The following is a 21,987-nucleotide window of genomic DNA, read 5'->3' as shown; positions in this document are numbered from 1 at the left end:
TTAGCGTAAGGCGTTTTCGCGCCGACTGTAGTTGACGATAGCCTTGTCCATCAGGTTGCTGACGCGTTCGCTGATATTGCCGAGACCTTTCAGCTGGATATCCACGAACACGCCGCGATCATAATCGCTGCTGGTCACACGTTGCAGAAAATTGGCGCTGTAGTCGAAGTCGAGCCAGCGACGCGCCATTAGCCGGATGCGGTAGCAACAATCGTTGTATTCGAGTCCGGCGAAGGTGTCGAGTTCCACCTGATATTCAAAGTCGTAGTTGGTACGGGCGATAACGCTCCACTGACCGACCACTGGCCAGATGACGGATGCATCCAGCTGGTTTTGTGGCTCGGTGGCAACCGGGTTCGGGTTGAGCGGGCTGGCCATAATAGGATCGCGTCGATAGCGATAACCCAGGTTAAGAATGCGGTATTGATCATCCATGTAGCGCATGGTCACGCTGGCGCTGTCCACGTGGTTTTCGCGGTGATCGTAAACCAGATCACTGTTAAGCCGAACGCTTTTGCCAAACTGGCCGCTAAGTCGGGCCGCGATGGGAGAGGTTTGCGCGTAATTTTCCGGCTGGTCGGTATCGCGGCTAAAAATGCTCACCCGACGATCATCGATATACAAAATCTGGCCAACGCTCATGCGCAGGCGCTCAACACCGGTTTTCTGCTCAATCCAGGCAGAAGAAAGCCCGACGGATACCTGATTGGCATCGTCGAGGCGGTCGCCACCGGCAAACCGGGTGTCACGAAACAACTGGCTGTAGGTAAAGGTCAGCTGGCTGGTGTCGAAGTTGACATAGCGATTGTCACTGGTCAGGTTATAGAGATCATCGTGGTTGGCATGGTCGCTATAAAGATAGAAAACTCTCGGTTCCAGGGTCTGCGTAAAACTCTGGCCAAACCAGTTTTTGTCACGCTCAAAATACAGGCCCATATCAATACTGGCTTGTGGCGCGTGCAAGGATGGCGCGTCACGATCCGGGTTGACCAGGGATTCATCTTCAAGTTGGTAGCCCAGGGTTCGCCATGCCACCGCAGGTTTGAAAAAGCCCCACACCATGTTTTTATTCCAGCTCAACTGGTAGTCCGAGCGGAAACGTTCACCGGTAATAAGCGTCGTCCGGTTACCGCGATAGAAACTGTTGCGGTCAAAGCGAGCGTATTCATTGTCCAATTCGAGCTGGAAGTTACCAAAACGGTAGCGGCCATCGGCATTGACACGAGGCAGTTCGCGGTAGGGCAGGTTCGAGTTGGTTAGCAGGCGAATCTCTTCAACTTTCGCGCCAAAAAGCCAGTTGTCGGTGCGATAGTCGGCATCCATGCGCTGGGTGACGGAAGCCTGCCGGTTGGAGTCAATGGAGCTGCGGTTGAGATCCAGTAAGTAATCATTATCGCTGAGGTCGGTGTAGTCAATCCGCGTTCCCCATCGTTCACCACGACCACCCAGCTGGTTGAAGTTCAGCATCCAGCGCTCTTCGCCAGTGTGATCCTCTTTCAGACCTTGCTCTATTTTCTGCCGGGTGCGGGCATCATAATTTCCTTTGTCGTCCGCCATGTAGCTGACATTGGCCAGACTTTCAAAGTGATTTGAAAGGTGGCGACCTTCAACATTCAACACCACGCCATGCTCGCTCATGTAGCGCGGCATCAGTGTCATGTCGTAGTTGGGTGCGATGTTCCAGTAAAAAGGCACCTCGATATCGTCAATGCCTGTTTTACGATCAAAAGATATGGACGGGAACAGGAAGCCGGTGAGGCGTTCATCACCCACCGGGAAGCGCATGTAAGGCGAGTAAAGTACCGGAACATCGAAGATGTTCAGTCGCATATGACGGGCGGTGCCGTAATGCTCATCCGGGCGGATTTTGATTTCCGAACCGGCCACCGACCATAAGTTGCTACCGGGCTCACAGCTGGTAAAACGGCTGTTTTCGAGGCGAATCAGCCGGTCGCCAAATTTTTCCAGCTTGTCTGCGATGCCACGCACCCGGCTTTGGTAGAGCACAAACTCCGTGCCTTCGAGGGTGGAATTGCCCTGGTCCAGATCTACTCTGGCTTCGTCTGCCTTCAACAGCATGCCTGGCTCGCGCAACTGAATGTTGCCGCTGATGCTGGCGTCGCGGGTTTCGGGCGAGTAGGTAGCGTTGTCGGCACGGATGGAGCGATAACCCTGGGTAATGCTGACGTTCCCCTGCATGGCAATGCGGGACTGCAGCTGGGCGTCGGAGCTGTCGGCGGTGGCGCGCAGAGCAGTCATTTCCGGAGCGGCGTTGGCGTCTGCATCCGTCCGCAGCGGCGCGATATAGGCACCACAACAGGCATTGGGCATGGCGGCGCGTTGTGCGGCGGTAAGCTGATCGACGGGCACCCAATCCAGGCCACTGTCGCGCGCTGTTTCGGGATTGCTGCAAGCGCTGGCGATGGCATGCAGTGGCAGCAGCGAGCAAATGGACGCCGCGATGACAAACGCCAGCGGCTTCACAGGCACAGGTTGACCCCGGCGTAAAATCTGGCGGGCAGGCTTGGATGAGCGCAACAGGTTACCGGGTGAAGCATCAACCATTAAGCAATCTCGGACATAGGCTGGCAATGCAGCATGAAAAAGGCACAAAAATAACTGGCGGGGATTCTACTGCAATACGCCCGGCCTTGGAATGAATCTCTCGGAATGGGATCGCCATTTTGACGAACCTGACCCCTATCGGGTTAGAATCATGGCCATTTTGTGCTGATATCGCCGTTAATGCTGGCGATGTTGTCCCGATCGCTGCTGCGATCCTGTTTGTACCCGAGGAAAAGCATGACCCTTGCCGGCGCTTCTCACCTGCGCACTCCCCGCTTTAGCGCGCTGCTGGACTGGTGCCAGCAGCATTTTTTACCGGATCTGAATGCCACACAACTCGAACCGCTGGGAGAAGAAGCCGGTTTCCGCCGCTACTACCGGGTCAGTGTCGCAGGCCGCAACTGGCTGGTTGTCGACGCCAATCCGGCTACCGAAGATACGCCACAGTTTGTACGTGTAGCCGCTTACCTGCGTGAAAATAATATCCATACCCCCGCTATTCAGGCGGTTGATCCTGCCCTCGGTTTTCTGGTGGTAGAGGACTTTGGTGATAACTTGCTCTACCGACAGTTTCAAATTGAGCCATCGCTGGCAACCGCCAATGGTATTTACGGTGAAGCACTGACCGCACTACTGGCATTGCAGCAATGTCCGGATCAACCGGATTTTATCCCCCGTTACGATCAACCTTTGCTGCGGCGCGAGCTGGAAATTTTCACCGAGTGGTTTGTCGGGGCTTTATTGCAAAAGCCTCTCTCTGCCCGTGAGCAGGACATGTTGCAGGCTCTTTTTCATCGGCTGGAAAGCAGTGCGCTGGAGCAGCCTCAGGTGCTGGTGCACCGCGACTACCATTCCCGCAATCTCATCAGCTGCAACGATGGCACCATCGGTGTGATCGATTTTCAGGGTGCTTTGTGGGGGCCGTGTACCTATGACCCGGTATCGTTGTTGCGCGACTGTTATGTGCACTGGCCAGACGAGGCGGTTAATCAATGGGCGGCAGGGTACGGACGGGTGATGATGGCGGCGGGGATTATTCCCGCGGTGGACGAGGCAACCTGGTTGCGCTGGTTTGACTGGATGGGCTTGCAACGTCATATCAAAGTGCTGGGTATTTTCGCTCGCGTGCATCTGCGTGATGGCAAATCCCATTTCCTCGCTGACCTGCCACGAGTGATCCGTTATGTCACCGGCGTTGCCGGGCGTTACGCCGAGCTGGATGATTTTTCGCTCTGGTTTGAGCAGCAGCTCATGCCGCTGATTCGCCAGCAAGCCTGGTACTTGCCTGAAGAGGATGTCTTTCGTTGAAAGCCATGATTCTCGCTGCCGGCCTTGGCCAGCGTATGCGCCCACTCACCGATCACTTGCCAAAACCGCTGCTTCCGGTAGCCGGTAAACCCCTGTTGCAATATCACCTGGAGAATTTGCAGGCCGCCGGTATTCGCGAGCTGGTGATTAACCTTGCCTACCTCGGCGACCAGATCCGGCAATTTGTTGGTGATGGCAGCCGTTGGGGTTTAAACGTGGCCTATTCGGAAGAAAGCGAGCCGCTGGAAACTGGCGGTGGCCTGTTATATGCGCTGCCGCTATTGGGCGAGCAGCCGATATTGCTGATTAATGGCGATGTCTGGAGCGATATCGCTATCGCGGAATTATCTTCCCGTGTGCCGGAAGAGGCGAGTGCGGGTCATCTGGTGCTGGTGCCCAACCCATCGTTTCACCCGGCGGGTGATTTCTTTCTTCCGCAAGACGGGGCGTTAATCACGCCGCAAGGTGTGGCAGAGCGGCGTTTCACCTTTGCCGGTATCAGCATTATTTCGCCGTCATTAATTGCCAACTATCCGCAGCGGCGTCGCAAATTTCCATTGGTTGAGGTGCTGCGGTTGGCTATCGAACAGGGGCAATTGACCGGTGAGGTATATCGCGGCGGGTGGAGTGATGTGGGAACGCCGGAGCGCCTGCAACAACTTGAAAGTGCGTTGCAGGCCCAGTCCCGGGGTCAGGACTCCATATTGAAATCGTAACTCATGCTGCCGGTCGGTTCTTGCAGATAGAAACCCTGAATGTAATGGGCGCCGGCCTGCCACAAGGTGGACAGTACGCTGGCGTTTTCCACAAAAGGCACGATAGTGATTTTGTTTTCTTCGTGAATCTGTTCGATCAGCTTGATCAGGGTTTCCGGGTTGGCGTTGTTGTTCTGAATATCCAGAGTAAAGGAGCCATCGACCTTGATCAGATCGGCGGGCACATGTTTCAGGGTATTAAAAGGATTCAGCGAGCAGCCGAAATTGCTGATTGAAAAACCGGTTTTCAGTTTTTGCAGCCCGGCGGTAAAGGCTTTGGCGGCGTTAAGGTGGTCGGTAATGTCCGCTTCGTGCACCTGAAAAACCATCGCATCGGGCGGCAATTTTGCTGCTTTAAATGCCACGCCAAGCCACGGCAGCAGCGTTTCATCGCACAGCGATTGTTTGCTCAAATTGATAATCAAACGGGTTTTATTGCCTTTGCCGCGGTGTTGCGAGAGCATCTTGAAGGATTCGAGAATCACCCAGCGATCAATCTTGCCGGTGGCACCAATACTGGCGGCGCTATCGAGAAAACGACTGGGAGAAATTTCCTCGTTTTTCTCATTCACCATCCGCAAAAAGACTTCGTAGTACTCCTCTGCCGAACCGCGCAGGCTGATAATCGGCTGGAACAGCAGGCGGAAGCGGTCGTTATCCAGTGCGTGTTGTACCGCCGCAATTATTTCTTTTTCTGAAGAGTGATCGCCGGAAATATCCGGTTCAAACAGCAGCGCGCGGTTACCGCCTTCGCTGCGCGCTTTCTCCATGGCGCTCAGCGCTTGCTCAATAACGGTTCCGATGCTGGTAGAGTTTTCATTGATCAGCGAGATGCCAATGCTGGCGCTCACCTGCAAGGTTTTGCCATCAATATCAATAATGCGCTGTTCAATGGCTTTGTGAATTTTTGTGGCCCGGGCAACGGCATCATCGACATTGATATTGGCGGTGATCAGGGCAAAAGCCGAGTCACTGAAGCGAGCCAGGGTGTCTTCCGGTTTGGCGTGTTGTTGCAAGAGTTTGGCAAGATCTGCCAGTACGCGATCACCCTGCGCAACGCCAACGGAATTTTGAATACGCTCGGCAAACTGGTCGATGTCAACGTAAATAAGGCTGAGATGATCCTGGTCGCTAATATGCTCAATGGTTTTTTCCAGTAACTCCATAGCGTATTGGCGGTTATACAAACCGGTTGCCGCGTCCTGCCATTTCAATTCTTTAATACGAGCTTCAAGCGCTTCGTTATCAGCCGGTGCGGTAGCGCGGGCGCGGGCAAGAAATTGGATGCAGGGTTCTTCGTCATAAGTGACATGAGAAACTTCCAGCTGGATGCGCGTTGCCGAGCCATCCTGCTTCAGGCCCTGAAATTCCAGCTGGGTTTGTTCGGTATCCACGCCCTTGAGAGTGAAATCCTTGAGAAAATGCCGCAGCGTTTCCTGATCCTTATCGGCGACCATATCCATAATCGGCATGCAGTCGATATCGTCTTTTTCGGCGTAACCGAAAAGTTCGGCAAAGGATTCGTTGGCGTATAAGTAAAGGCCATCCTGCACATAGGCAATGGCATCGCGGGAGCTGTCGAGCAGTTGCTGGCTGCGGCGCTCGGCTTCCTTGAAGCGGCGATCGGCACTGCGTTTGCTTTGGCGCGCTTCATGGTTGGCCAGTTCGCGTTGAATCACCAGCAGCAAGTGCTGGTCATCGTCCAGGCGGATAACATCGGCGGCGCCCAGCTTCAAGCCATCAACCACCGCTGAAGGAGATTCGTCGTCATTTAATAAAATGACCGGTACATCTTTGTTGAGGCGGCGGATTTGTTTAAGCGCGGCGGATGGGCTGACATTGGTGGTCTGGTCATTGGCGATCAGTAAATCCCAGGGTTGTTCCTGTAACAGCTTGACCAGAATTTCTTCACTATCGACATGTTGCGCGCGGTTCGGACAGCCTGCATTGTGCAGCATGCTGATCAGGCGCTCGGCCTCGGTACGGGAATTATCGAGAATCAACAGACGAATAGTGGTTGTCAGATTCATAAAACGTGCGTCACTCAAGTAATCAAATGATGGTCAGGGTCCCTGAAACTGTGCCTGACGTCCCTCGGGAGAGATCGAGTATCCCACAATAATCGCTCCTTTTGTTGCATCGGTATATTACGCGAAACCGGTTTAGGCTCAATCTTGCCGGGCAATTTTGGTGATCTGGCGCAAAAAATTACTCATGGTAATTGAGTGAGTAAATGCTTACTTTTTTACAGGCGTTTGGCTGCTCTCGCTGGTCAGCGTGGCAATGGGGCGAAAGGTAAACTGGCTGAAGGCGCCGGTTGAGAAAAGCCGCTCCGCCAGCTGCAAGCTTTGCGCAATCGCTGCTTTTTCGGTGTTGCCATTATTGGCTCCGCTGGTTGCAGGTACAAACAGCCGTACTTTATAGGATTCACGAAAAGAGACCGCGTTGGTAATCAGCGTGCCGGGTTGGTTGGACAGTCGCTGCGCCGGCAACTGCAAGCCGCGTAAATATTCCGTGAAATCGCCGGTTTTGTGGATGGTGGCCAGCGCAACCGGGCGAGCCAGCGGCGCCAAAATCTGAATGCCGAGCTGGGTGGCTCCCGGTGTTTGCTGTACCCAGCGAATAACACCAATGCGCCAATGCCTGGCCGTGTCAGGTTTCAGCCCGAGCAGTTCACCGGCTTTTACCTGAGCGGGAATCTCGCCTTGCCATTCCAGGCAGTAGCCGTTCTCGCTGGCGTCCAGCAGCGGCACCTGATAAGTGGGGTGATGCCCCTGATATTCGCCCTGATGGTGTTGCCGAATTGCCGCATCAATCTTGCTGGTGTCCGGCCCCTTCCCTGATGAGCCATAAGGAATCGCATCCAGTGCTGTACTCCAGGGGTCATCTGCCGGGGCTGGGGCGGCGGTTTTCAGCTGAATGCCCCGCTGTTGAAAGCTGCGGCTTTGTCCGGTTTTGCCCCCCATCATATCCACCTGTTCGAGAAACACATCGAAGGGGGTTTTATTGCTCAGGTGGTAATGCAGGTTGCTCAGGCCAATGGTTACTTCGATATGCCCCTGGGTGGACTGACGATCATCCCGCCGTTTGGCGAGCACATACCAGGCCTGGTGCAGATGTCTTAGCAAGGCGATCGACAAGGGGGGCCGCAATGAGCGTAAAGGATTCTCTGCCAGCGCTTCACTGGCTGCGGTGGCGGGCAGCATATCGCTAATAAAGCGCTGGATTGCTCCCATCGCCGGCTGCCGCCAAAAGGTATTTTTCACGCCCGGCTGGCGCGATGGATGGGCGGGAGGTTGATCACCTGAAATATCAGCCACAAAGAGCGAGTTGTTGTCCGTCGCATCATAAGGCTGCAAGCCAATTTCATTGCCCAGCCCGATCAATGCCTGCCACACCTGGCCCAGCTCATCCTGCCTTAACTGATTTGGCCGGGCACTGGCGAGCAGGAGAATGCGTACATAGATTTGTTCGATGTTGCCGACCAGCAGTAGATCGCTGTCCGGTCGCGAGACGTTATTGCGGGCGATGCCAGCGGCTTCGGCAATGCGATACAGCAGGTGCGCTTCCTGCCACAGCGAGGGCGGTACCGGAATATACAATTGCCAGCTGCGCAACATAAACGCGGCATGGCTGGTGAGCGCGCGGTGGATACATAGTGCCATCAGCGCCCGGCATCGGGCTTCATCATTGAGGATGTTGCTGCACAACTCGCGTAGCGCCACCAGCCAGCCCTGGCTTGCGTGTTTTTGCAGCGCTTGGGCAAGGGTGGCGGTCTTGCGGGCTGCTTCCGGCAAAATCACCGGTTGATTAAGAAAATCTTTCGCCAGCCCGGTAAGGCAGTAGGTTAGCGGATCCCACACCGAATCGAGCAGGGCGATACGCTGGGTTACCGGGATTTTCAGCCTGGCAAGTTCTGGCAAAGCCCGGTAAAAATGCGTGCTGATTACCCGTGCCTGGGTGTGGGGAAGTTGATCCAGCCAATCCTGCAATGCTGCCGGCTTGTTGCTATGGCAAAAGCTCAGTTGTGCCTGTTCCTGAGAGGGCAGTTTCAGCGCAAGCAGCAAATTGAGGCTATCGTTATCGGAAAACATCGAATACTTCTTCGTCAATAAAAGTCGCTGACCGGATCAGGGGCACTTCACTCGGGAATATAACCCGGAACTCTATAGCGGGGACTCTATAACCCCGGACTATAGTTGAATTTGTCGCTGACGTTAAATGTTGCGTAACAAATAATCCGCCGCCTTGCTTGATTTAACCCGCACCGCCCCCAAATTTGCAGACATTGGAAGGTTTGTAAACCTGATATTTTCACTGGATTATTGCCGAGGAACCTATGCGAATTGACCGCCTGACCAACCAACTGCAACTGGCTTTATCCGATGCCCAGTCGCTGGCAGTGGGCCGCGACAATAGCCAACTGGATGTGCTGCATTTATTGTTGGCGATGCTGGAACAAAAAGGCGCCGGCTCGGTGCGTTTGTTGTTGGGCCAGGCCGGTTTTGATGTTACCGGTTTGCGCACCGCATTAACCGCCGCACTGGACAACCTGCCGCGCATCAGCAACCCCACCGGCGATGTTGCCATGTCCCAGGAACTGGGCCGGTTGCTGAACCTTGCCGATCGCCGCGCGCAAAAAGCCGGTGACAAATTTGTCTCCAGCGAAGCGGTGCTGCTGGCGGCGATGAATGATGGCGATAATCCGGCGGGAAGTCTGTTAAAAAAATTCGGCGATGCCCGCCGTCTCGAAGAAGCGGTAACGCGCATGCGTGGAGGTGAAACCGTGGATGATGCCGACGCTGAAGGTAACCGTCAGGCGTTGGAAAAATACACCGTCGATTTAACCGCCCGGGCCGAAGCCGGCAAGCTTGATCCGGTTATCGGTCGCGACGATGAAATCCGCCGCACCATTCAGGTATTGCAACGCCGCACCAAAAATAATCCGGTGTTAATTGGCGAGCCGGGTGTGGGCAAAACCGCTATCGTTGAAGGCCTGGCGCAGCGCATCGTTAATGGTGAAGTGCCGGAGGGTTTGAAAAACAAACGCTTGTTGTCGCTGGATCTTGGCGGGCTGCTGGCCGGTGCCAAATTTCGCGGTGACTTTGAAGAGCGCCTCAAGTCGGTCATCAACGAACTTTCCAAACAGGAAGGCCGCGTTATTCTTTTTATTGACGAATTACACACCATGGTGGGTGCCGGTAAGGCAGACGGCGCGCTGGACGCCGGTAATATGCTGAAACCGGCGCTGGCGCGTGGCGAGCTGCATTGCGTGGGCGCCACCACGCTGGATGAATACCGCAAATACATTGAAAAGGATGCCGCACTGGAGCGCCGTTTTCAAAAAGTGCAGGTTGATGAGCCGAGCGAAGAAGATACCATCGCTATTTTGCGCGGCTTGAAAGAGCGCTACGAAGTTCACCACGGCGTGGATATTACCGATTCGGCCATTATCGCCGCGGCAAAATTGTCGCAGCGCTACATCACCGACCGTCAGCTGCCCGACAAAGCAATTGATCTTATTGATGAAGCGGCCAGCCGCATCCGTATGGAAATTGATTCCAAACCGGAAGAGATGGATCGCCTTGAGCGCCGGTTGATTCAATTGAAAATCGAGCGCGAAGCCGTCAAAAAAGATGAAGACGAGGCGAGCAAAAAACGCCTGGAAAAAATCAACCAGGACATTGATCGTCTGGAGCGTGAATTTGCCCATCTCGATGAAATCTGGCGTACTGAAAAAGCCGCTCTGCAAGGCTCTCAGGATATTAAAAGCCAGCTGGAGCAGGCGCGTTTCGAGCTGGATGAAAATCGTCGTAAAGGCGACCTCACCCGCATGTCGGAATTGCAGTACGGTGTTATTCCGCAATTGGAAAAGCAGCTGGACATGGCCAGCCAGGCGGAAATGATGGAGATGAAACTGCTGCGCAATAAAGTCACTGAAGAAGAAATTGCTGAAGTGGTTTCCAAGTGGACCGGCATTCCGGTCTCGAAAATGCTGGAAGGTGAACGTGAAAAACTCTTGCGTATGGAAGAAGTGCTGCACAAACGTGTGATTGGTCAACACGAGGCGGTGGTTGCGGTGGCTAATGCGGTGCGCCGTTCCCGTGCCGGTTTGTCGGATGCCAATCGGCCCAACGGCTCTTTCCTGTTTCTCGGCCCCACTGGCGTAGGTAAAACCGAATTGTGTAAAGCGCTGGCGGAGTTTTTGTTTGATACCTCCGACGCAATGGTTCGCATCGACATGTCGGAGTTTATGGAAAAACATTCCGTGGCCCGCTTGATCGGTGCGCCACCGGGCTATGTCGGTTATGAAGAGGGTGGTTACCTCACCGAAGCGGTGCGCCGTAAACCTTATTCGGTGCTGCTGCTGGATGAGGTAGAAAAAGCCCACCCGGATGTTTTCAATATTCTGCTGCAAGTGTTGGAAGACGGTCGGTTGACTGACGGGCAGGGCAGAACGGTGGATTTTCGTAATACGGTGATTGTGATGACCTCCAACCTGGGTTCCGATCGCATTCAGGAATTGGCAGAAGATAAATCCTTCGATACGGTCAGTTTTGATGGTCTGCTCGGTGAAGAGAGCAACCATTCACTGAACAACGAAAACCGTTATGAAGCCATGAAAGCCGCGGTAATGGATGTGGTGACTGGTCATTTCCGTCCGGAGTTTATCAACCGCATTGATGAGGTGGTGGTGTTCCATCCGCTGGGGCGTGAGCAGATTCGCGGTATTGCCGATATCCAGCTGGAATTGTTACGCCGCCGACTGGCCGAACGCGACCTCGGTTTCGAGCTGGCCGATGCGGTGCTGAGTCGTCTTGCGACCAGCGGTTTTGATCCGGTGTATGGTGCAAGGCCGCTGAAACGGGCGATTCAGCAACAGATCGAAAACCCGCTGGCACAGGAGATTCTGGCTGGCAAGTTCGTTCCTGGTAATACGGTTTACGTCGGTATTGACGGGAATAAGCTGGTTTTTTCGGCGGATCAATCGGTAATCGGTAGCCCGGTTCACTAAACGGATAATGGCCACCTGCGGGTGGCCATGGTTTTATTTATCACTGACAGCTTTCGTCGGCCATTTGCTGGTTGGTGGCGACGCGCTCCTGTTGTTCCTGTTCGCTCAGGTAATGAATTTCGCCGTCGTCCCGGCGCACTTTTACCCGGCCAAAATTCTTCAGTGCTTGCAGGTTTTGTCGAGCAACCTCGCAGCGCTCCTGGTGATACGCGGCTTCTGTCACCATGCCTTCGGGTATCTCCGGTTCGGTTTCACTGGCTGACGAGGATGCGCCGCCATAAAAGACCGGTTCGCTGTGGCCGGTTTTCGGTTTGATCAAAGCGGCAGGCGTGTTTTTGGGCGGGCGCTCACTGAAGTGGGTAATGCCGTCTTCATCTACCCATTTATAGATTTGCGCCGAGCCCGTCAGCGGCAGTGTCAGCCCTGTTGTGAGTAGCGCGATGGCCAGCAGGCGTTGATGTCCGTTCAGGCGTCTGTTCATCATAAGATCCCGGTCTTCCTTTTTATCTGCCTCATTAAATAGACGACTACTATAGCGGAATGATCGACATTTCCGTCTATACCTTGGTCACAGATTTTTGGTGGTATGGCTTTACTGACGGATAAAGGTGGTGCCTCTGCTAGAGATCGCTGCCAAAATTTTCTGAAAACCCTTTTAAAAACAATCAATTGAAAAGTTTTTTATGGCTGCTGCAGGTGCAATATTCAGGCTGTTTACGGATGTTTGCCGCCTCGTTGGTTAAAATATCTCCTTGACTTTACCGGTCATCTTGCCAAAATCGTCAGTTCGCAAGATGGCTTGTAGATCCGGTCGATAACCTCGGCAACACAGTCTGCTTCCGGTAAGTCACCCGCTTATCGAACCATTCGCAATCGCGAAGGCGCGTCCACCGACGACGTCTGCCCTCGGGCCACCGCAATCGCTACCCGCGCGGCGGCAGAGGATTCTGGTTAATCACACTGTCGATGATGCACAGGGCGACTCCCTTTTATCGGGAACTGGTCGGTTCCTGTGCATTGCCATTTCTGTTATCGCGCACTTGCGCCATACGACATTACAAAGGGGACACAAAGTGGAAATGCTCTCAGGCGGAGATATGTTAATCCGCGCGTTACGAGACGAAGGTGTTGAGCACATCTTCGGCTATCCGGGCGGTGCTGCATTGCATATCTACGATGCTATTTTCAGACAACAAGACGTCAAGCATATTCTGGTGCGTCACGAGCAGGCGGCAACCCACGCAGCGGATGCCTATTCCCGCTCTACCGGCCGCGTCGGTACCGTGCTGGTAACCTCCGGCCCGGGTGCTACCAATGCGATTACCGGCATTGCGACCGCGTACATGGACTCGATCCCGATGGTGGTAATTTCCGGCCAGGTGATGAGCCATCTGATTGGTGAAGATGCTTTCCAGGAAACGGACATGGTGGGGATTTCCCGTCCGGTGGTGAAGCACAGTTTCATGGTCAAGCACGCCAGCGAAATTCCGGAAATCGTTAAAAAGGCGTATTACATTGCTGCCACCGGTCGTCCGGGGCCAGTGGTTATTGATGTACCTAAAGATATCACTGCACCCAACCAAACCTTCCCCTACGAATACCCGGAGAAGGTGAAGCTGCGTTCCTACACGCCGGCAACCCGTGGTCATTCCGGTCAAATCAAAAAAGCCGTGCAATTGCTGCTGGCTGCCAAGCGCCCGGTTATTTACAGCGGTGGCGGTGTGGTGCAGGGCAATGCTTCCGAGTTGTTGACCGAACTGGTGCAAACACTGGACTTCCCTTGTACCAATACCTTGATGGGTCTGGGCGGTTATCCGGCAACCGACAAGCGCTTTTTAGGCATGCTGGGTATGCACGGTACTTATGAAGCCAATATGGCGATGCACCACAGTGATGTGATTCTGGCGGTAGGCGCCCGCTTTGATGACCGCGTAACCAATGCGGTGACCAAATTTTGCCCTAACGCGAAGATTATCCACATTGATATTGATCCGGCCTCTATCTCCAAAACGGTCGTTGCCGATGTGCCCATCGTCGGTGCTGTGGACAGCGTGCTGTCAGAAATGCTGACGCTGATTCATGAGGCAGACGAAAAGCCGGATGCAGCGGCAATTGCCGATTGGTGGCAACAAGTTAATGAATGGCGTGATCATCACGGCATTTACAGCCAGCCACGCTACGACACCACCTCTGAAAAAATCAAACCGCAAGATGTGATCAAAGCTATCTGGGAAGCTACTGGCGGTGATGCCTATGTTACCTCCGACGTAGGCCAGCATCAGATGTTTGCTGCGCAATACTACGGCTTTGACAAGCCGCGCCGCTGGATCAACTCCGGCGGTCTGGGCACTATGGGGTTCGGCTTGCCGGCCGCCATGGGCGTGCAGGTGGCTCACCGTGATGCAACCGTGGTGTGCGTTACCGGTGAAGGCAGTATTCAGATGTGTATTCAGGAGCTGTCGACCTGCACCCAATACCATCTGCCGGTGAAAATCATTTGTTTGAACAACCAGGCGCTCGGTATGGTTCGTCAATGGCAGGATATGCAGTACTCCGGTCGTTATGCCGAAAGTCTTTATGAAGACTCCTTGCCGGACTTCATCAAACTGGCTGAAGCCTATGGTCACGTGGGCATCAAAGTGACCAAAAAAGAAGAGCTGAAAGCCAAACTGGAAGAATGTTTTGCCCTGAAAGATCGCGTGGTATTTATGGATATCAACGTGGATCAATCCGAGCACGTTTACCCCATGCAAATTGCTGCACACTCCATGCGAGATATGTGGCTCAGCAAGACGGAGCGCACCTGATATGAGACGTATTATTTCTGTATTAATGGAAAATGCTCCAGGCGCACTGTCCCGGGTAGTCGGTTTGTTCTCCCAGCGCGGTTACAACATTGAGAGTCTCACCGTTGCAGCCACCGAAGACCCGACCTTGTCGCGTCTGACGTTGACCACCCTCGGTGATGATCACAAAATCGAACAGATCACCAAGCACCTCAATAAGCTGATTGATGTGGTGAAGTTGGTGGACCTTACCGAAGGTGCGCATATCGAGCGTGAATTGATGCTGGTCAAGGTCAAAGCCGCCGGCGCGCAGCGCGCAGAAGTCAAGCGCTGTGTCGATATCTTCCGTGGCCAGATCGTCGATGTCACCAGCTCGCTGTATATCATCCAGATCTCGGGTGCCAGCGACAAACTGGATGCCTTTCTTCAAGCCGTTGGCGATGCCTCCATTCTTGAAGTCGTCAGAACCGGCGTAAGCGGTATTTCCCGCGGTGAAAAAGTGTTGAGTTTGTAATGCTCCTGAAAGTCGGCCAATATTTGATATTGGCCGACTTTTTCTGCCACCTTTCCTTTATTCTTCCGCGTGCATTACTCCTTTAATTCCCATCTATACTTTTTAATCTCTCCCTTTGTGCTGAAGGATCCGGTGCTATGTCAACACTGACACATAAACTGTATAAAATTTAGAGTTACAATGGCGCCTTTCGCTGGGTTTGAGCACTATCGGGCAGGATGCGCTGTTGGCACATCTTTCGATTGAAACGCTTATATTTTTCAAAAGCTGGTTAAATTGATGAATATTTTATTAACAGGAAGTGGCGGATTTATCGGTAGTGCAATTTTGCGTCATGCACGTAATTTAAAGCATATCAATTTTCGTCCGGTTTACCGTATCCGAAAGGGTGGCAGGAAAGGCGGCCAGAATATTCACCCGGCAGCTGTTTTTATGCCGGATTTTACCAGCACGCCTGACTGGGGCGCCGCCATGGCAGACATTGATGTGGTGATCCATGCTGCTGCGCATGTCCACGTCTTAAGTGACGATATCAACAATGCAACTTCCATCTATCGCAAAGTTAATTTTGATGCGTCCTTGAATCTTGCCCGGCAAGCTGCTGGCGCGGGCGTCAAGCGGTTCATCTTTATCAGTACAGTAAAGGTTAACGGTGAGAAAACCGAGCCGGGGAAACACTTCTCATCCCTGGACACGCCTTCGCCTTCAGGTTCTTATGCCCGGTCAAAAATGGAAGCCGAAGAGGCATTGTTGCGACTCGCTAAAGAGACGGGTATGGAAGTTGTTATCATCCGGCCGGTTCTGGTGTATGGCCCGGGTGTGAAAGCAAATTTTCATAATATGATGCTTTGGTTGAATAAAGGGCTCCCTTTGCCATTCGGCGCGATTAACAATAAAAGAAGTTTGGTTTCTCTGGATAATCTGGTGGACTTTATTTTTACCTGCGTCGAACATCCGGCGGCGGCCAACGAAATTTTTATGGTCAGCGACGGGGAAGATTTATCCACTACGCAGTTGTTGAAAAAAATGAGCATGGCGCTTGGCCGTCCTGCAAGGTTGATTCCGCTGCCTCAGTGGATGGTAAAGGGGTTGGCGACTTTATTCGGCAAGAAACATCTGGCGCAACGCTTGTGTGATTCCCTCCAGGTCGATATTACGAAAAATTATCAGCTGCTTGGGTGGCGGCCAAATGGCCCGGTCGGCATGGCGCTACAGCAGACTGCGGATCATTTTCTGGAAAATCAATAAATGCTTTTTTTTCTTCTGTCGGCTTTTTCGCTTTCTTTTTTGCTTACCATCTTTATCCGCAAGTACGCTATTTCCAACCAGGTTGTTGATGTTCCCAATGAACGCAGTTCGCATACGATACCAACCCCTCGTGGGGGTGGCGTAGCGATTGTTGTTTCATTTTTATTGCTTCTCGTCATCGCTGGCACAACAGGCTACGTCGAAACCCGACAATGGTTAGGGTTTTGTATCGCCGGGGTACTGGTGGCAACGCTGGGTTTTTTCGATGACCATCAACATATTGCTGCTGGTTGGCGCTTTCTGGGTCATCTGTGCAGTGCAATTGTGTTGGTGGTAAGTCTTGGCGGTTTCCCACCTCTGGAATTTTTTGGGGTAGTAGTTGATTTGTCGCTGGTGGGTGGTGTGTTGGCATGCATTGGTCTGGTGTGGCTTTTAAATCTCTACAATTTTATGGACGGCATTGACGGTATCGCCAGTATCGAGGCAGTTTCGGTATGTCTTGCGGGGGCTGTGATTGCTTATCTGGTTGGCTATAGTCACGGAATAATAATGCCTCTGTTGCTGGCTGTGGCTGTGGCCGGTTTCCTGATATGGAATTTCCCGCCGGCTAAAATTTTTATGGGCGATGCAGGGAGCGGATTTTTGGGGTTGATGATAGGCGGCATCCTGGTACAGGCTGCCTGGTTTTCGCAGGATTTGTTCTGGTGCTGGCTCATTTTACTGGGAGTGTTTGTGGTGGATGCAACACTGACCTTGTTTGTCAGGTTGGCTCGCGGTGAAAAAATCTACCAGGCTCATCGAAGTCATGCTTATCAGTCGGCGTCCCGTCACTACCAATCGCACAAAAGAGTTTCGTTGGCCGTGCTGGCAATTAATCTTTTCTGGTTGCTACCAATGGCGTTAGGCGTGGTGTTTCAGCTGCTGGATGGGGCGCTTGCGTTGTTAATTGCCTACGCTCCCCTTGCGGTGCTTGCCTGGCATTTTCGTGCAGGGCAGAAGGAGGTTGTTTAATGGGTGCAAGCAGGCGGTGGGCCGTTTTATTGCCACCGCCTGACGCTGTCTATTGAACGATGGATACCACTTTTTTCATGGCGTGTTGTTTTCTTAACCAAACGGAATCGCACAAGGGTTCAGTCGAATGGAATTCTGTCGGGGCTTGAATCAGCAGATCTTTCACTTCATCACAGCGCCAGTGATGGCAGGCCTTATCCAGCTCGTCCAATATTTGTCGGGTTTCCGGCCAGGTCAAGTGATGCTCTTCAGCCCGCATAATCCGCACATGGTCTGTGCCGGTCACATTGTCGCCAATCAATAATTCTTCATAAAGCTTTTCGCCGGGACGCAAGCCGGTACATTCAATTTCGATATCTCCTTCCGGGTTGGCATCATCTCTTACTTCAAGCCCTGACAAGTGAATCATGCGGGTAGCAAGATCGATGATTTTCACCGGTTCGCCCATATCAAGTACAAAAACATCGCCTCCCTGGCCCATCGAGCCAGCCTGAATAACCAGCTCTGCCGCTTCGGGAATGGTCATGAAGTAACGAGTGATTTCGGGATGAGTTACTGTTACCGGCCCGCCATTTTTAATTTGCTGTCTGAATAACGGCACCACTGAGCCGGATGAACCCAGAACGTTACCAAAACGAACCATGGTAAAACGCGTGGTGTTCTGGCGTTGGGATAATCCTTGTAAGACCAGTTCTGCCATGCGTTTTGAGGCACCCATGACATTGGTAGAGCGAACCGCCTTATCGGTCGAAATCAGCACGAAAGACTCGACTTTGGCCCTGATAGCCGCTTCTGCGCAATACCATGTTCCAAATACATTGTTGCGTACGCCTTCCACGATATTTTGCTCAACCAGTGGCACATGCTTGTAGGCGGCGGCGTGGTAAATGGTCTGAACGCCGTAGGTGCGCATAATGGTTTCAAGACGGTGCTCTTTTTGTACGGAGCCAAGCAGGCTGACCAGCTGTACCGGTAAATCATGCAGAGCTATCTCCAGAGATAATTCCTGTTCAATCTGATACAAGCTGTATTCATTCAATTCAAACAGAACCAGAGTGGATGGCAGTTGTTGCAGTATTTGTCTGCAAAGCTCGCTGCCTATGGAGCCGCCAGCACCGGTTACCATGACCACTTTGCGCGTAATTCCGGCGTGCAATAAATCGAGGTTGGGCTGTACCGGATCTCTTCCCAGCAGGTCTTCAATTTCAATGTCCCGAATATGATCAATACTTGCCTTGCCGCTGATCAAATCATCAATTGCCGGCACCGTTTGTACGGAGATCAGCAGGGATTCAAGCCGCTTGATAACCTGTGCCCGACGCGACTTGGGCGCGTCACCCAAGGCCAGCAGCACTTTGGTGATTCCCTGGGCTTTCAGGGAAACGACCATCTCGGGCGAGTAAACTTTTTTGTTGGCGAGCACCGTGCCATGCAAGGCAGGGTTATCATCAATAAACCCGGCGATATGGTATTGGTTGGGCGGCAGTGCCAGCGCCAATTGGTGGCCGGTATAGCCTGCCCCATAAATCAGAATCATCTCTTTGCCCAGCAGCCCGGGCTGATTAAGAAGCAAGATAATGTTACGCATCAAAAGGCGCGGTGCCCCTATCAGCAGAATGGCGGTGGTAATGTAAATAAAGGGCACCGAGCGAGGTATTCGGGAGTGGGTAAAAAAGCCGGCCAACGCCAGCACCAACCCTGAAAGGCAAACGCAAATAGCGATGGTTAGCAGGGTGGGCAGTGTCATGTAGCGCAGGATGGCGCGATACATGCCCATGCGGATAAAAATAAACAGGCTCACCACAATGGTAATCGACAGTGCTGTCAGCTCCCGCTCGGTAAACGGAATGCTGAAGTTCCCCAGCCGCATGCAAGTCGCCGCGTAATAAGCCAGGGTGATGGCAACTGTGTCGTAACAGAGAGAAATTACCCGTTTGGTTGAGCGGGGCGCCTCCAGTAAGGCCTTCAGCATTTGCCACCTCGAGATAAGGAGCGGGATATATCGCAGCCGCCAGACGTATTGGATCGATAAAACAGATGGTGCACTTTTCGTCCTCGACAAGTGGCTTGATCTTGCGGATGTTCCATTGAGCGTGATTATAAGCGATAACAGGCGCGCGGCATTGTAAAAATACGTATCGGGCCAAAATGGCGTCACACATTGATGAAATAACGGCTATCGGTCAGGTGTGATCGGCCAATTGTTGCCAGAAGGCCTCCACAATAGGGCTTTTCAGGCGTTTTTCCATGACGCAAACGCCGAGCTCGTAGGGGCCAAGGTCGGGCTGCAAGTGGAAAGGCGTTACCTTTTCTGCCAGTGGGCTGTTTTCCAGCACAATTCTGGGCAGTACTCCAATGCCAAACCCCAGGCTAACCATGCTAACGATGGCTTCGTGCCCTTTTACTTCAGCATAAATGTTAGGGTTAATTTGCTGGCGTTTAAACCAGCGATCAATGCGTTCGCGGGAGATGCCTTCCTCTGAAATGATCATGGGAATATCGGCCCAGTAGCGCTGGGTGCTCTCTTTGCCAGCGGGAGCAACGATTGGCGGTGCAAACGTTTCGCTGTTTCTGGCGGTAATAAATATGAGGGGGGATCTGGCAATCGTTTTAAAGCCTAATCCCGCTGGGAGTTTGTGCGGTTTTGCGGCAATCGCAATATCTTCATTGCCTGCCAGTACCCGCTCGATAGCAGGAGCCGGATCACCGGTGTGAATTTTCAGTGCGATGCCCGGGTAGTGGCTGCGAAAACGCGTAAGAATATCAAATAGAAAGCTGTAGCTTGCAGTGACCGAGCAATAAATGCTGAGCTGGCCGGTCAGTTGATTGGCGTCGGCATGCAAGGATTGCTGGTAAAGCTCCCATTGTTGCAATATCTCTTTGGCAAACAAGAGAAAATTCTGGCCATCTCCGGTAAGTGCCACTGATCTATTATCCCGCTCAAACAGCGTTTTGCCCAACTCATCTTCTAGTTGTTTGATGCGTCTGCTGATGGTGGAGGGGCTGGCATGACAAAGCCTGGCGGTATTGCCAAAGTGCAGCGTAGTGGCGAGAGTGCAGAATAGTTTGAGCTTGTTGATATCCATGGTATTGCCATATGTGCATCATTAGGTTGCGAATATATCATTTTACGAGATGATGATTTTTTCTTACACTACCGGCCTTTGTTTTCGGCTGCTTGTGGTTTCCTGTACGGTTCGTTTTTCAGGAGGCGCGAGCAAAGGTTTGTTTAACTCTATTAATCAGGTGTTTGCCATGCACGTTTATTACGATAAAGATTGTGATCTTTCCATTATTCAGTCCAAAAAAGTTGCCATCATCGGCTACGGTTCACAAGGTCATGCTCATGCGTGCAACCTGAAAGATTCCGGTGTTGATGTGGTGGTTGGTCTGCGTGCAGGCTCTGCTACTGTAAAGAAAGCTGAAGCTCATGGTCTGAAAGTTGCCGACGTTGCAACGGCAGTAGCTTCTGCTGATCTGGTTATGATTCTGACCCCGGATGAATTCCAGTCCAAGCTGTATAAAGAAGAAATCGAGCCGAACATCAAGAAAGGCGCTGCGCTGGCATTTGCTCACGGCTTTGCTGTGCATTACAACCAGGTTGTTCCGCGTGCCGATCTTGACGTCATCATGATCGCGCCAAAAGCGCCTGGTCACACTGTGCGCTCAGAGTTCGTGCGTGGCGGCGGTATTCCTGATCTGATTGCTATCTATCAGGATGCTTCCGGTAAGGCGAAAGATCTGGCGCTGTCTTACGCTTCAGGCGTAGGCGGCGGTCGTACCGGTATCATCGAAACCACTTTTAAAGACGAAACTGAAACCGACCTGTTCGGCGAGCAGGCAGTGCTGTGTGGTGGTGCGGTAGAACTGGTAAAAGCGGGTTTTGAAACTCTGGTTGAAGCTGGTTATGCACCAGAGATGGCCTATTTTGAGTGTCTGCACGAGCTGAAGTTGATCGTTGACCTGATGTTCGAAGGCGGTATCGCCAACATGAACTACTCCATCTCCAACAATGCGGAGTATGGTGAGTACGTAACCGGTCCGGAAGTTATCAACGAAGAGTCGCGCAAAGCTATGCGCAATGCGCTGAAGCGTATTCAGAATGGCGAATACGCAAAAATGTTTATCGCTGAAGGTGCTGGCAACTATCCGTCAATGACTGCTTATCGTCGTAACAATGCAGCGCATGGTATCGAAGTGGTAGGTGAGAAGCTGCGTACCATGATGCCGTGGATTGCAGCAAACAAGATTGTGGATAAAGCTAAAAACTGATCCCTTTGTTGTACTTGATCTGAAAAACGCGGCCTCGGCCGCGTTTTTTGTCTGTGGGGCGCCCCTGATTTTATTAGAATGAAAGAAAGGCATGACCGTGTACAATCGACGCCTGCCAATAGATGAGGTTGCATATGACTAATGACACAGAAACACCGAAAACCGCTCCTGCAGAGGATGATGGTTTGCTGCCATTTGACGAGCATATTGAGGAAGTTTCCGAAAATGGTGAAAAGGTGCGTCGTCGTGGCGTCTATCTTCTGCCCAACCTGTTTACCACTGCCGCCTTGTTCGCCGGCTTTTATGCGATCGTCGCTGCCATGCACGGCAGTTTTGAAAGTGCCGCTATTGCTATCTTCGTGGCCATGATTCTCGATGGTCTGGATGGGCGGGTCGCGCGTCTCACCAATACGTCTTCGGCGTTTGGCGAGCAATATGACAGTCTGTCAGACATGGTGTCTTTCGGGTTGGCGCCTGCACTGGTGATATTCAGTTGGTCACTGCATGACCTTG

The 21,987-nt window shown here is 52.6% G+C and carries 15 protein-coding genes (1 of these 15 only partly in view); 9 read left to right on the top strand and 6 right to left on the bottom strand.

The window, feature by feature from the left end; genetic code table 11:
* Entirely contained in the window at positions 1-2,565 is a 2,565-nt protein-coding gene (locus C4F51_RS15855) for an LPS-assembly protein LptD (RefSeq protein ID WP_193911443.1), read from the bottom strand.
* A gap of 237 nt (positions 2,566-2,802) precedes the next feature.
* On the opposite strand from C4F51_RS15855, the gene C4F51_RS15850 reads away from it, so the two are divergent.
* Both C4F51_RS15850 and murU read left to right on the top strand, forming a co-directional pair.
* Positions 2,803-3,873: an aminoglycoside phosphotransferase family protein gene (locus tag C4F51_RS15850; protein WP_193911441.1), complete on the top strand. Its 1,071-nt coding sequence runs from the start codon at positions 2,803-2,805 to the stop codon at positions 3,871-3,873.
* 5 nt (positions 3,874-3,878) lie between these two features.
* Positions 3,879-4,589: an N-acetylmuramate alpha-1-phosphate uridylyltransferase MurU gene (gene murU / locus C4F51_RS15845; RefSeq protein ID WP_328701436.1), complete on the top strand. Its 711-nt coding sequence runs from the start codon at positions 3,879-3,881 to the stop codon at positions 4,587-4,589.
* Here the strand turns inward: murU and C4F51_RS15840 are convergent.
* Positions 4,565-6,658 carry an EAL domain-containing response regulator gene (locus C4F51_RS15840; protein ID WP_193911437.1) on the bottom strand — a complete coding sequence of 698 codons (2,094 nt, stop codon included), beginning with the start codon at positions 6,656-6,658 and terminating at the stop codon, positions 4,565-4,567. The genes murU and C4F51_RS15840 overlap by 25 nt on opposite strands.
* Positions 6,659-6,865: 207 nt before the next feature.
* Positions 6,866-8,722, bottom strand: coding sequence for a hypothetical protein (locus tag C4F51_RS15835; protein WP_193911435.1), 1,857 nt, complete (start codon positions 8,720-8,722; stop codon positions 6,866-6,868).
* 245 nt (positions 8,723-8,967) lie between these two features.
* Between C4F51_RS15835 and clpB the strand changes: the two genes are divergently transcribed.
* On the top strand, positions 8,968-11,643 hold the full coding sequence (gene clpB / locus C4F51_RS15830; RefSeq protein WP_193911433.1) for an ATP-dependent chaperone ClpB: 2,676 nt from the start codon (positions 8,968-8,970) through the stop codon (positions 11,641-11,643).
* Positions 11,644-11,683: 40 nt separating this feature from the next.
* Here the strand turns inward: clpB and C4F51_RS15825 are convergent, their stop codons facing one another.
* Complete coding sequence (locus C4F51_RS15825) at positions 11,684-12,127, bottom strand: DUF4124 domain-containing protein (RefSeq protein ID WP_193911431.1); 444 nt, start codon at positions 12,125-12,127, stop codon at positions 11,684-11,686.
* 589 nt (positions 12,128-12,716) lie between these two features.
* Here C4F51_RS15825 and C4F51_RS15820 point away from each other — a divergent pair.
* The 4 genes from C4F51_RS15820 to C4F51_RS15805 all read left to right on the top strand — a co-directional run bounded on the left by C4F51_RS15820 (position 12,717) and on the right by C4F51_RS15805 (position 17,202).
* Positions 12,717-14,450 (top strand): acetolactate synthase 3 large subunit, encoded by a 1,734-nt coding sequence (locus C4F51_RS15820; RefSeq protein ID WP_193911429.1) that lies wholly within the window; start codon positions 12,717-12,719, stop codon positions 14,448-14,450.
* Position 14,451: 1 nt separating this feature from the next.
* A complete protein-coding gene (gene ilvN / locus C4F51_RS15815; protein ID WP_193911427.1) occupies positions 14,452-14,943 on the top strand; it encodes an acetolactate synthase small subunit in 492 nt (163 codons plus the stop codon).
* A gap of 279 nt (positions 14,944-15,222) precedes the next feature.
* The gene (locus C4F51_RS15810) at positions 15,223-16,191 is read left to right on the top strand and encodes a UDP-glucose 4-epimerase family protein (RefSeq protein WP_193911426.1); all 969 of its coding nucleotides are present in this window, start codon (positions 15,223-15,225) and stop codon (positions 16,189-16,191) included.
* Positions 16,192-17,202, top strand: coding sequence for an MraY family glycosyltransferase (locus C4F51_RS15805; RefSeq protein WP_193911424.1), 1,011 nt, complete (start codon positions 16,192-16,194; stop codon positions 17,200-17,202).
* A 49-nt stretch (positions 17,203-17,251) separates the two neighbouring features.
* Here the strand turns inward: C4F51_RS15805 and C4F51_RS15800 are convergent, their stop codons facing one another.
* Both C4F51_RS15800 and ilvY read right to left on the bottom strand, forming a co-directional pair.
* Entirely contained in the window at positions 17,252-19,174 is a 1,923-nt protein-coding gene (locus C4F51_RS15800; protein WP_193911422.1) for a polysaccharide biosynthesis protein, read from the bottom strand.
* A 211-nt stretch (positions 19,175-19,385) separates the two neighbouring features.
* Positions 19,386-20,288 (bottom strand): HTH-type transcriptional activator IlvY, encoded by a 903-nt coding sequence (gene ilvY, locus C4F51_RS15795; RefSeq protein ID WP_193911420.1) that lies wholly within the window; start codon positions 20,286-20,288, stop codon positions 19,386-19,388.
* 169 nt (positions 20,289-20,457) lie between these two features.
* Here ilvY and ilvC point away from each other — a divergent pair, with 169 nt between their 5' ends.
* On the top strand, positions 20,458-21,474 hold the full coding sequence (gene ilvC, locus C4F51_RS15790) for a ketol-acid reductoisomerase (protein WP_193912631.1): 1,017 nt from the start codon (positions 20,458-20,460) through the stop codon (positions 21,472-21,474).
* 134 nt (positions 21,475-21,608) lie between these two features.
* Positions 21,609-21,987 carry the beginning of a CDP-diacylglycerol--serine O-phosphatidyltransferase gene (gene pssA / locus C4F51_RS15785; RefSeq protein WP_193911418.1) on the top strand. Its footprint extends 458 nt past the window's final position, so only the first 379 of its 837 coding nucleotides appear in the window; it begins with the start codon at positions 21,609-21,611; its stop codon lies beyond the right edge, outside the window.

Origin of the sequence: Cellvibrio polysaccharolyticus, assembly GCF_015182315.1 — a bacterium.
Taxonomy (GTDB): Bacteria; Pseudomonadota; Gammaproteobacteria; order Pseudomonadales; family Cellvibrionaceae; genus Cellvibrio; species Cellvibrio polysaccharolyticus.
This window is presented reverse-complemented; position numbering and strand designations above follow the sequence as displayed.

Excerpts from the sequence above, each read along its gene's own strand:
- C4F51_RS15855 (WP_193911443.1), bottom strand. The coding sequence starts at position 2,565 with ATGGTTGATGCTTCACCCGGTAACCTGTTGCGCTCATCCAAGCCTGCC.
- C4F51_RS15850 (WP_193911441.1), top strand. The coding sequence starts at position 2,803 with ATGACCCTTGCCGGCGCTTCTCACCTGCGCACTCCCCGCTTTAGCGCG.
- murU (WP_328701436.1), top strand. The coding sequence starts at position 3,879 with ATGATTCTCGCTGCCGGCCTTGGCCAGCGTATGCGCCCACTCACCGAT.
- C4F51_RS15840 (WP_193911437.1), bottom strand. The coding sequence starts at position 6,658 with ATGAATCTGACAACCACTATTCGTCTGTTGATTCTCGATAATTCCCGT.
- C4F51_RS15835 (WP_193911435.1), bottom strand. The coding sequence starts at position 8,722 with ATGTTTTCCGATAACGATAGCCTCAATTTGCTGCTTGCGCTGAAACTG.
- clpB (WP_193911433.1), top strand. The coding sequence starts at position 8,968 with ATGCGAATTGACCGCCTGACCAACCAACTGCAACTGGCTTTATCCGAT.
- C4F51_RS15825 (WP_193911431.1), bottom strand. The coding sequence starts at position 12,127 with ATGATGAACAGACGCCTGAACGGACATCAACGCCTGCTGGCCATCGCG.
- ilvN (WP_193911427.1), top strand. The coding sequence starts at position 14,452 with ATGAGACGTATTATTTCTGTATTAATGGAAAATGCTCCAGGCGCACTG.
- C4F51_RS15810 (WP_193911426.1), top strand. The coding sequence starts at position 15,223 with ATGAATATTTTATTAACAGGAAGTGGCGGATTTATCGGTAGTGCAATT.
- C4F51_RS15805 (WP_193911424.1), top strand. The coding sequence starts at position 16,192 with ATGCTTTTTTTTCTTCTGTCGGCTTTTTCGCTTTCTTTTTTGCTTACC.
- C4F51_RS15800 (WP_193911422.1), bottom strand. The coding sequence starts at position 19,174 with ATGCTGAAGGCCTTACTGGAGGCGCCCCGCTCAACCAAACGGGTAATT.
- ilvY (WP_193911420.1), bottom strand. The coding sequence starts at position 20,288 with ATGGATATCAACAAGCTCAAACTATTCTGCACTCTCGCCACTACGCTG.
- ilvC (WP_193912631.1), top strand. The coding sequence starts at position 20,458 with ATGCACGTTTATTACGATAAAGATTGTGATCTTTCCATTATTCAGTCC.